Raw genomic sequence first — 10762 nt, forward strand, 5'->3', positions numbered from 1 at the left:
ACCGCCGCCCTCCTGCTTGACGCCTTCGCGGTGCGGGTTGCGCCCGCCGCGACGGCCGCCGCGCCCTTCGCCGTCCGAACGGCCTTCACGCTCGGGCAGGGTCGCCTTCTTGGCCACACCCGCCGACATGATGGAGGCGTCCAGCTGGGCCAGGGCCTTGTCGTTGCGGCGGTCGATCGCCGGGATCTTCTGGCGCGTGACCTTCTCGATGTCCTTCAGCAGCTTCATCTCGTCGCCGGCGACGAAGCTGATGGCGGTGCCGTCCTTGCCCGCGCGGGCCGTACGGCCGATGCGGTGGACATAGGCTTCCGGCACATAGGGCAGCTCGAAGTTCACCACGTGGGTGACCTTGTCCACGTCGATGCCGCGGGCGGCGATGTCGGTGGCGACCAGAACGCGCAGCTTGCCGTTCTTGAAGGCTTCCAGCGCGCGTTCGCGCTGCGGCTGGCTCTTGTTGCCGTGGATGGCGCCGGCCTCGACGCCGCCGGCCTCCAGATAGGCGGCAACCTTGTCGGCGCCGTGCTTGGTCTTGGTGAAGACCAGGCAGCGCGTATAGGCGGGATCAGAGAACAGCTCGGTCAGCAGGGCGCGCTTCTTGCCCTGTTCGATCCAGATCACCGACTGCTTGATGCGCTCGACCGTGGTCGACTGCGGCGTGACCTGGACCTTGACCGGATCCTTCAGCAGCTCGCCCGCCAGCTTGCCGATCTCCGACGGCATGGTGGCCGAGAAGAACAGGTTCTGGCGCTTGGCCGGGATGCGGCTGACGATCTGGCGGATCGGCTTGATGAAGCCCAGGTCCAGCATCTGGTCGGCCTCGTCCAGGACGAAGATTTCCGTCGAGCTGAGGTCCAGCGTCTTCTGTTGCAGGTGGTCCAGCAGGCGGCCCGGCGCCGCGACCAGGACGTCGAGACCCTGTTGCAGGGCGCGCTCCTGCGGGCCGTATTTCACGCCGCCGAAGATGACGGCGACGCGGAAGCCCAGGTGGGCGCCGTATTGCTTGAAGCTGTCGGCGATTTGGGTCGCCAGCTCGCGCGTCGGGCTCAGGATCAGGGCGCGCGTGGTGCGCGGCTTGGGCGCCACGCGGTTCTCGGCCAGGCGATGCAGGATCGGCAGAGCGAAGGCCGCCGTCTTGCCGGTGCCGGTCTGGGCGATGCCCAGCAGATCCTTGCCCTTCATGACGTCGGGAATGGACTTGGCCTGAATCGGCGTCGGCTTCTCATAGCCGGTCGACGCCAGGGCGGTCAGCAGAGCCTTGTTCAGGCCCATGGATTCGAAGGTGATGGTGTCGCTCACGTCTGTCTTTCACGAACGGCGGCGCGCGCGGCTGGACGAACCAGCCTTCACAAAGGGCGCACGTCGCCTGCCCGAAGCTCGGGCGGGGAACGGGCGCCGCCCCGCGTGTATGGACGACGTATGAAATCGAATGAGCCGGCCGCTCGACAGACAGGCCTTCCGGGGAGGGAAGCCCAAACACGCGCTGGAGGCGCCGGTCACCGCATTGTGCGATGCAGCGCAGATGGGCCTCAATAGCGGCCAAGTCAAGGCGCCCGGCTGGAATGGGCGCGCGAAAGCCTAGAGCAGGCTCACGGCCATATTCACCGCCAGGGCCAGGATCACCGTGTTGAAGACGAAGGCGATCAGGCTGTGCACGGTGGCGATCCGGCGCAGTTTACGGCTGCTGATCTGGATGTCGGCCGTCTGGCTGGCCACGCCGATGATCAGGGAGAAATGCAGGAAGTCGCCGTAGTCCGCCTCTTCTTCTCCGGGAAAGATCAGCCCGCGTCGATCGCCGCCGCCGTGGGCGGGCGCATAGAATTCGTGGGCGTAGTGCAGGGCGAACAGGACGTGGGTGAACAGCCAGGAGGCGGCGATGGTGCCGAGGGAGAACAACGCCTCGCCCAGGCTCGGCTTGCCGCCGTCCGCCGTCTCCATGACGATCACGAAGACGCTGGCCGCCGCCGCCAGCAAACTGAGCGGCAGGACGGCGCCGCCCGCCTGATCCAGATCCGCCGCCCGCTTGCGAATGGCCGTGGCCGTGCGATGACGATACAGGCGGATGAAGGTGAGACTCAGGAAGACGCTGACGCTGGCGTCCCAGGCGGCGGCGATCCGCATCGGCCAATCCCAGGCGGCGGGCGTCAGCGCGACGGCGACCGCCAGGACGGCGAGCCCCAGCCACAGGGCGAAATGCAGACGGAAGATGCGCGCGATCCGCTTCATGGCCGCATGATTACGCTGTTCCGCGTCGACGACCAGAGCCCCCGTCCGCCCGGGCCTTCAGCTCTTCCAGCGCAGCACCGTCTCCTTGATCGGATTGACGAAGGCGCGGCCCTCGGCGCGGCTCTTCAGCCATTCGCGCTTCAGCTGCTGATACCATTTGGCCTGTTTGTCGGCGTCGTCGATCCAGATCAGGGCCGGGTCGTATTTCAGCCCCTCGTTCTGCAGGTTCACCATGCCGCCGTCCTGCTTCAGGAAGGCGACCACGCCCATCCGCAGGAAGGGCTTGGCGATGCCGAACACCCAGTGGTCGGACCAGAAGATCTGGGTGATGCGGGTCTTGGTCTCGCTCACCGGGGTCAGGCAGGTCAGGGCCAGCACCTGCTTTTCGCCCACCTGGATATGCTCCCAGCGATAACCCGGCAGGCGGAAGGTGATCTCGGTCGCAGGCGCCCCGCCCAGCACCTTGTACAGGCGGCTGTTCGAGGAGGGCGCATGGCGCACCATGGCCCAGCCGAAGTCGACCGGGGCGAAGGTCTTGGCCTTCTCGTGCATCGAATGTTCGGAGCGCCACCACCACTGCTGGTGGACGTAGGGGCCGTGGGCGGGGTCCATCAGGCCGACGACGGCGTGGTCGATATGGCTGTCGAAATCCATCCACTCGACCAGGCGCGGCTGGCCGACAGCGCCGGGGAACTGCGGGGGTTCCTGATCCGGTTCGGACGGATTGCGGGCGTCGGCCGCCATCCAGACGAAGACCATGCCCTGGCTCTCGCGCACCGGATAGGATCGCACCTTGATGCGGTTAGCCTCGAACGCCTGATCCTCGACCAGCGACGGGATGGCCGCGCACACGCCGTCCGGCCGGAAGCGCCAGCCGTGATAGGGGCATTCGATCGTCTCGCCCTCGCCCGGCTTTTCGACCAGCCGCCCGGCCGACAGCGGCGCCGCGCGATGGGGGCAGATGTCGCGCATGCCATAGACCTCGCCCGCGCGGGTGCGCCCGATCAACACCGGCTCGCCCATGATCTCATAGCGTTTCAGGCTGGCGACCGGCACGTCGCGCGCCAGAGCCACGAAATACCAGGCGTCGGTGACGAAGCCCTTGCCGAAGGCCGTCGGCGGGGCCTTGGCTTCAGGCGTGGCGGATGATGCGGGCGCGGCGTCTGCGGTCATGGCCGCCTTGTAGCAGCAGGGACGGGCGGCCGTCCAAAGGCCATTCCCTTCCTCAGCCGATGAATTAATCTGTCTCAAATTCTCTTTGGGAGAGACGCCTTGATCCGCACCGCCTCCGCCGCCTTCATCGCCGCCGCCCTGCTGCTGGCCGCCGCGCCCGCCCTGGCTCAGGACGGCCACGTCAACCATGCGGCGCACGGCGCGGCGCACGCCGCCTTCTCCTCCGACCGCCTCAGCGTCCGCGTCGACGGGCCGGAAGGCGCCCCCGACCTGATCCTGATCCCCGGCCTGTCGTCCTCGCCCGACATCTGGCAGGGGACGGTCGACCACCTGGCCGGGCGCTATCGCATCCACCGCATCCACGTCGCCGGTTTCGCCGGCGCCGCGCCGCAAGCCAACGCCCAGGGCGATGCGCCACAGCCTGTCGGCGCCCCCGTGGCCGAAGAGATCGCCCGCTACATCCGCGAACAGCATCTGAACCAGCCCGCCGTCGTCGGCCACTCCATGGGCGGGACCATGGGCATGATGCTGGCTGCGCGTCACCCCGAGTTGGTCGGCAGGCTGATGGTCGTGGACATGATCCCCTTCATGGGCGCCATGTTCGGGGCGCCGGGCGCGACGGCCGAGAGCGTGACCCCCGTCGCCGATCAGATCTGGACCGCCCAGTCGACCAGCCCGCGCGAAGCCTACGTCGCCCAGGCGACGACCGCCATCAACGGCATGATCAACACCGAGAGCCGCCGCGAAGAAGCCCTTCAGGACATGCGCGACAGCGACCAGAAGGTCTCGGCCGCCGCCTTCCGCGAACTGGTCACGACCGACCTGCGCCCCGAACTGGCGAAGATCACCGCCCCGACCCAGGTGCTCTACGTCAAGTTCAACGACGCCCGCATGACCGACGCCGTCACCGACGCCATCTATCAGATGTCGTTCGCGACCCTGCCCGGCGCCAAGCTGAAGCGCATCGACGACAGCGCCCACTTCATCATGTTCGACCAGCCGACGGCCTTCTACGGCGAGTTGGACGCCTTCCTGGCCCGATGAGCCATCCGGCCGCGGATCGGATTGTCGGCCTGTATCAGGAGAAGGCGGCGGACTGGATCCGCGACCGGGGCGCTGTTCTGCGCCGTCATGACGGCGACTGGGACGAGGTCGCCTGGCTGGATCGCTTCACGCAGGGCTGGCCGCCCGGCGCCCGCGTGCTGGACGTCGGCTGCGGCTCGGGCTGGCCGATGGGCGCCGCCCTGCTGGAAGGCGGTTTCGAGGTGGTCGGCCTGGACGCCTCGCCCGGCCTGATCGCCCATGCGCGCGAGACCCTGCCCAAAGGCGACTGGCGCGTCGGCGACATGCGCGACGGCCTGCCGGACGGCGCCTTTCACGGCGTGATGGCCTGGCACAGCCTGTTCCACCTGACGCCGGAAGCGCAGACAGCGGTCCTGCCCGTCCTAGCCGCCCGTGTGACGCCCGGCGGACGGCTGATGTTCACCGCCGGTCCCGCCCACGGCGAGGCGATCGGCGAATGGCGCGGCGAAGCGCTCTATCACGGCAGCCTAGACCCCGACGCCTATCGCGCCCTGCTGACCGAGGCCGATCTGACGGTGGAGAACGCGGGCGATCAGGGCGTCTGGCTGGCCCGGCGCGCCATTCTTTCGGCGAAATAGGCGCTCACGCTGCCGTGATCGGAAACGGGGGCGTTTTCGTCGGCGATGCGAACGGCTAGGGTTCGCGCCGCTGGCATAGAGGGATGTTCATGGCGCGCAAAGACCGCGGACCCGATGGGAACGATCAGGGCGGAGGAAAACCGCGCCGGACCTTCATGGGCCGCCTCTTCTACTGGAGCGCGGTTCTGGCCGTCTGGGGCCTGATCTTCGCTGTCGTCTTCTTCGCCGTCTTCGCGCGCGACCTGCCGGACACCTCCAGCCTGTATGAAGTCGATCGCCAGCCCTCGATCACCTATCTGGACCGCTCCGGCGCCCTGATCGCGGTGCGCGGCACCCAGATGGCGCCCCCGGTCGATCTGGACGCCCTGCCCGACTACGTCCCCGCCGCCTTCGTGGCCATCGAGGACCGTCGCTTCTACCACCACCCCGGCTTCGACCCGATCGGCATGAGCCGCGCCATGGCCTCGAACCTCAAGGCCGGGCGCGTGGTGCAGGGCGGCTCGACCATCACCCAGCAACTGGCCAAGAACCTGTTCCTGACGCCCGATCAGAACATGAAGCGCAAGGTGCAGGAGCTGATGCTGGCCGTGTGGCTGGAGATGAAGTTCTCCAAGAAGGAAATCCTCGCCCTCTATCTGAACCGCGTCTATTTCGGCGCCGGCGCCTATGGCATCGAATCCGCCTCGCAGCGCTATTTCGACAAGAGCGCCGACAAGCTGACGGTCGGCGAGGCGGCCCTGCTGGCGGGCCTGCTGAAGGCGCCTTCGCGCTATTCGCCCGTGTCCGAGAGCGAGCGCGCCGCTACCCGCGCCAACGTCGTGCTGAACGAAATGGTCGAGGTCGGCGCCATCACCCCGGCCCAGCGCGAAGCCGCCGTGGCCGAGCCGGTGCGGGTGTCCAAGACCCTGGCCAGCCAGCACGCCCAATACTTCATCGACTGGCTGGACAAGCAGATCCGCGGCCTGGTCGGCGAGCCAACCGAAGACCTCGTGGTCGAGACCACCCTGGACCTGACCCTGCAGACCGACGCCGAGCGCGCCGTGCGCCGCATCCTGGACCGCGACAAGGGCAAGGGCGTCGAACAGGCCGCCCTGGTCGCCCTGGACGGCGACGGCCGGGTGCGCGCCATGATCGGCGGCGCCTCCTACGGCGACAGCCAGTTCAACCGCGCCGTCGATGCGCGTCGCCAGTCCGGCTCGGCCTGGAAGCCCTTCGTCTACCTGGCGGCGGTCGAGGCCGGCTATACGCCCGAAACCCCCGTGGTCGACCAGCCCGTGACCATCGGCGGCTGGTCGCCGCGCAACTATTCCGGCCGCTTCTCCGGCCAGATGACCCTGGCTCAGGCCGTGGCCCAGTCGACCAACACCGTCGCCGCCTATGTCGCCGACCAGGTCGGCCGCGACAGCGTGGCACGCGCCGCCAAACGTCTTGGTATCTCGAGCGAGATCGGCCTGCAGCCGTCCATGGCCCTGGGCGCCGTTGAGGTCAGCCCGCTAGAGATGGCCCAGGCCTATGACGCCTTCGCCAACGGCGGCCGCCGCGTCGACGCCTATGGCATCAGCCGCATCCGCACCCCTTCCGGCCGGGTCATCTACACTCACGGCCCGTCCGAAGGCGGCCAGGCGATCAACAATCCGCCGCTCTACTACATGAACCAGATGCTGCGCGGGGTGATCACCTCGGGCAGCGGCCGCTCAGCCGCCATCGGCGGGCGCGACATCGCGGGCAAGACCGGCACCACCTCGGACTACAAGGACGCCTGGTTCGTCGGCTACACAGGCGGCTTCGTCGCCGCCGTCTGGGTCGGCAAGGACGACAACAAGCCGATGGCCCGCGTCACCGGCGGCTCCTCGCCCGCCGCCATCTGGCGCGGCTTCATGGAGGCGGCCCTGCCCAAGCTGGCGGTCCAGGCCATCCCCAACGGCCCGCCCCTGCCCGAGGGCTGGATTCCGCCCGATCCCGTCGGCGACCTGATGGGCCAGGTCGAAGACCCCTACGCCACGGCCCAACCCTATGACGACGCACAACCGCCCGTCGTCATCGACGGCCAGGCCCCGCAGCCGACCCAGCCGCAACAGCCCCCGGCGGCGCGCCCCGCCCCGCCGCAGGCCGCGCCCCAACAGGAACGCCGCCCGGACGCGCTGTTCTTCTGAGGTCTTCCTTCTCCCCTTGTGGGAGAAGGACTTCAGCCGCCGACGGCGTGCAGGGCCGCGCCGTGATCGCGCAGCCAGCGGCGGTGCGGGCGGTGATCTCCGACCAGGCGGCCGACCACCGCCCAATAGGCGGGGCTGTGGTCGGCGTGGACCAGGTGGGCGACCTCGTGCGCGGCCAGGTAGTCGGCCACAGCGGGCGGAGCCATGATGACGCGCCAGGAATAGCGGATCGAGCGGTTGTACGGGCTGCACGAGCCCCAGCGCGAGCGGGTGTCGACGATGGACACCTTCACCGGTTTCTGGCCCAGGGTCTTCAGATGGACGTCGGTTCGCTCGACCAGGAAGTCGCGCGCGGCGCGACGGAACCAGTTCTCAATGCGGCGCGAGAAGGCCTCGCCCTCGCCGCCCGAGCGCAGCACCGGCCCCTCCGGCGTGTCGATCAAGCGCGCCGCTCCTGCGCCCCCGCTGGCTTCCAGGCGCACCGGGCGCCCCAGCCAGGTCACGACGGCGCCCGGCTCGAACGGCTGAGTGTCGATCCGCGCGGCCAGCCGTTCGGCGATCCATCCGGCCTTGGTGCGGGCGAAGGCCACGACCTCGCCCAGGCGTCGCTCGCTGGGCGCTACGGCCACGGCCTCGCCGGCGCGGGCGTCGATGCGGATCGACAGCCGACGCGCGCGCGGATTGACCGACAGCCTCAGGGCGCCGCCGCCCTCAAGCGGCAGACGCTGACCGTTCCGGTACGACACTGATAGCTTCATTGCTGGCGATGAAGTCGCGCACGCGGGGATAGATCTCCTCGCGGAAACGGCGGCCGTTGAAGACGCCGTAGTGGCCGACCTTGGGCTGGACGTAGAGCAGGCGGCGGTCGTCAGGAATGTTGGGCGTCAGGCCGTGCGCCGCCTGGGTCTGGCCGACGCCAGAGATGTCGTCCATCTCGCCCTCGATGGTGGCCAGGCCGATGTCCGTGATCGCGGTCAGATCGACCGTCTCGCCGCGATGCTGCAACAGGCCGCGCGGCAGCAGGTGCTGCTGGAAGACGATGTCGATGGTCTGGAGATAGAACTCCTCGGTCAGGTCCAGCACCGACAGATATTCGTCGTAGAACTGCTCGTGCTTCTCGACCCCGTCGCCGTCGCCGGCCACCAGATCCTCGAAATAGCGGCGATGGGCGTCGACGTGCTTGTCCTCGTTCATCGACATGAAGCTGTAGAGCTGGACGAAGCCCGGATAGACCCGCCGCCCGACGCCCGGATAGGGCCAGGGCACGGTGTGGATCATGTTCGACTTAAACCAGGTGAAGGGCTTTTCCTCGGCCAGCTGGTTCGTCACCGTCGGCGACAGGCGGGCGTCGATGGGCGAGCCCATGAAGGTCATGGAGGCGGGCCGGTTCGGGTCGTTCTCGGCCGCCATCACGGCGCAGGCCGCCAACACCGGCGGCCCCGGCTGGCAGACGCCGACGACGTGGGCGCGCGGCCCCACCGCCGCCAGCATGTCGCGCACGTGGTCGATGTAGTCGTTGAAGTCGAACCGACCTTCCAGCATCGGCACCTGGCGGGCGTTGGTCCAGTCGGTGACATAGACGTCGTGGTCCTGCAGGAAGGTCTCGACCGTGCCGCGCAGCAGGGTGGCGTAGTGGCCCGACAGCGGGGCCACGATCACCACGGCGGGCGCCGCCGCAGGTTTGCCTGCGCGCTTCAGGTCGCCGATGTTGCGGGCGAACCGCACCAGACGGCACCAGGGCGAGGACCAGACGACCTGTTCGGTCGTGCGGACCGGCTTGCCGTCAATCTCAAGCGTCTCCAGCCCCCAGTCGGGCTTGCCGTAACGGCGCGTCAGGCTCTCGAACACCTCGGCCGAGGCATAGGCGGTGCGGCCGATGGCCGTGTCCGACGCCGGGTTGAACGGAGAGGTCCAGAACTGACGGGCCATCTGGGCCCCGATCCGGAACGGCGTCGCCGAATGATAGGCGAGCTCGTGAAAAGCGTAGAACATGAAACCCCGTCTGCGGCCCCCGCCGATGCGGAACGCCGATCATACAGAGTGCGGCGCCGCAAAAAAGACCGGTCGCGCTTCGTTCAGGGAAAGGTGATCAGCCCTTTTCCATGGCGTTTTCGATCAGGGTCGCGGTGCGGCTGGGCCCCAGGTCGTGCGCCACGGCGCTGCGGAACTTTCCGTCCGGCCCCATCAGATAGACGGTCAGGCCGTGGTTCATGGTGTAGCCTTCGCCCTCGCCGACCTTCTGATAGAAGGCGCGATAGGCCTTGGCGGCCTTGGCCACCTGCTCCGGCGTGCCGGTCAGGCCGATGACGCCGTCGGGGAAGCCGTCCGACGAGAGGTAGTCCTTCAGCATCTGCGGCGTGTCGCGTTCGGGGTCGATGCTGATGAAGACGATCTGCAGATCATCAGCCTTGTCGCCCATCCGCTCCTGCACGGCGTTCAGCACGCCCAGGGTGGTCGGGCAGTAGTCGGGGCAGTAGGTGAAGCCGAAGAAGACCAGGGTCCATTTGCCGTTCAGGATCGTCTGGTCGACCGTCTTGCCGTCCTGATCCGTCAGAGTGAAGTCGCCGCCGACCAGGGGCTGGCCCGTCGCGACGTCCGTGGTCTGGGCCGCCTGCTGCCGGCCGCCGACGACCACCATGGTGATCAGGCCCAGCGCCAGGGCGATGACCGCGCAGGCGGCGGCGAACAGGATCACAGGACGGCGGGGCATGGCGTCTCCTCATCAGGCACGGAGGTCATTTCGGCGGCCGCGACACGGCGAACCGTGCAGCCGCTCTTCGCCCGGTCTATAGAAGAGCGGTGAGCCGTACAGAAGCCCCCATCCCGTCGCACGCCCGGCCCCAGGCCCATCATCAGGCCCATCCGCATGACCTGATCCAGGCGGCCGGCGAACTGGCCGGTCTGCCGGAACTGCCCCGACGCGGGCGGGGCCTGTCGCTGCGCACCCTGATCGTGCTGCGCTGGCTGGCGGTGATCGGCCAGACCTCGGCCATCCTGACCGCCTATTTCGCCCTGCACTTCCCCTTGCCTCTGTGGGAGTGCCTGACCGTGATCGGCGCGGGCGTGGCGATGAACCTGGCGACCATGGCGCGGGCGCGGCGCATCGACGGCAGCCTGCCCGACGGGCCGAGAACCGCCGCCCAGCTCGGCTTCGACATTCTGCAACTGGCGACGCTGCTGGCCCTGACCGGCGGGCTGGCCAACCCCTTCTGCCTCTTGCTGGTGGCGCCCGTGACCATCGCGGCGGCGGCCCTGCCGGCGCGTCAGGCGGTGATCCTGGGCGTCATGGCGCTGATCGCCGTGGGCTTCCTCTTCTCCTGGTCCCTGCCGCTGCCGTGGCGGCAGCATGAGCATCTGGAGCTGCCGGGCCTCTATCGCCTAGGGCTGGGGCTGGCCCTGGTGACGGGGGTGCTGTTCACGGCCGGCTACGCCTGGAAGGTGGCGGCCGACGCCGACAAGCTGGAACTGGCCCTCGCCACCACCCAGGACGTGCTGCAGCGCGAACAACGGCTGGCGGCCCTGGGCGGACTGGCCGCCGCCGCCGCCCATGCG

General features: G+C 68.6%; 9 protein-coding genes and 1 pseudogene. 4 read left to right on the forward strand and 6 right to left on the reverse strand.

Going from position 1 to position 10762, the window contains the following annotated elements; translation table 11 throughout:
• The 3 genes from B2Y21_RS05590 to B2Y21_RS05600 form a co-directional block, all read right to left on the reverse strand.
• A partial coding sequence (locus tag B2Y21_RS05590) for a DEAD/DEAH box helicase (RefSeq protein ID WP_292057807.1) occupies window positions 1-1269 on the reverse strand: 1269 nt, incomplete at its 3' end.
• 306 nt (window positions 1270-1575) lie between these two features.
• On the reverse strand, window positions 1576-2223 hold the full coding sequence (locus tag B2Y21_RS05595; protein ID WP_292057791.1) for a DUF1345 domain-containing protein: 648 nt from the start codon (window positions 2221-2223) through the stop codon (window positions 1576-1578).
• Window positions 2224-2280: 57 nt separating this feature from the next.
• Window positions 2281-3396, reverse strand: coding sequence for an aromatic ring-hydroxylating oxygenase subunit alpha (locus tag B2Y21_RS05600; RefSeq protein ID WP_292057793.1), 1116 nt, complete (start codon window positions 3394-3396; stop codon window positions 2281-2283).
• A gap of 99 nt (window positions 3397-3495) precedes the next feature.
• Here B2Y21_RS05600 and B2Y21_RS05605 point away from each other — a divergent pair, with 99 nt between their 5' ends.
• The 3 genes from B2Y21_RS05605 to B2Y21_RS05615 all read left to right on the forward strand — a co-directional run bounded on the left by B2Y21_RS05605 (window position 3496) and on the right by B2Y21_RS05615 (window position 7210).
• A complete protein-coding gene (locus tag B2Y21_RS05605; protein WP_292057796.1) occupies window positions 3496-4440 on the forward strand; it encodes an alpha/beta fold hydrolase in 945 nt (314 codons plus the stop codon).
• A complete protein-coding gene (locus tag B2Y21_RS05610; protein WP_292057797.1) occupies window positions 4437-5057 on the forward strand; it encodes a class I SAM-dependent methyltransferase in 621 nt (206 codons plus the stop codon). Before B2Y21_RS05605 ends, B2Y21_RS05610 begins: the two co-directional genes overlap by 4 nt.
• A gap of 83 nt (window positions 5058-5140) precedes the next feature.
• Window positions 5141-7210 (forward strand): transglycosylase domain-containing protein, encoded by a 2070-nt coding sequence (locus B2Y21_RS05615; protein WP_292057799.1) that lies wholly within the window; start codon window positions 5141-5143, stop codon window positions 7208-7210.
• Window positions 7211-7242: 32 nt separating this feature from the next.
• On the opposite strand, the gene B2Y21_RS05620 is transcribed toward B2Y21_RS05615, so the two are convergent.
• The 3 genes from B2Y21_RS05620 to B2Y21_RS05630 form a co-directional block, all read right to left on the reverse strand.
• A complete protein-coding gene (locus B2Y21_RS05620; RefSeq protein ID WP_292057801.1) occupies window positions 7243-7956 on the reverse strand; it encodes a M48 family metallopeptidase in 714 nt (237 codons plus the stop codon).
• On the reverse strand, window positions 7922-9202 hold the full coding sequence (locus B2Y21_RS05625; protein WP_292057803.1) for a polyhydroxyalkanoate depolymerase: 1281 nt from the start codon (window positions 9200-9202) through the stop codon (window positions 7922-7924). The genes B2Y21_RS05620 and B2Y21_RS05625 overlap by 35 nt, the downstream gene beginning before the upstream one ends.
• Window positions 9203-9299: 97 nt before the next feature.
• A complete protein-coding gene (locus B2Y21_RS05630; RefSeq protein ID WP_292057805.1) occupies window positions 9300-9920 on the reverse strand; it encodes an SCO family protein in 621 nt (206 codons plus the stop codon).
• An 89-nt stretch (window positions 9921-10009) separates the two neighbouring features.
• On the opposite strand from B2Y21_RS05630, the pseudogene B2Y21_RS05635 reads away from it, so the two are divergent.
• Window positions 10010-10762 (forward strand): annotated as a pseudogene (locus B2Y21_RS05635) (sensor histidine kinase); the annotation flags it as partial.

It is taken from the genome of Brevundimonas sp. UBA5936 (genome assembly GCA_002430835.1).
In the GTDB taxonomy this organism is placed as follows: domain Bacteria; phylum Pseudomonadota; class Alphaproteobacteria; order Caulobacterales; family Caulobacteraceae; genus Brevundimonas.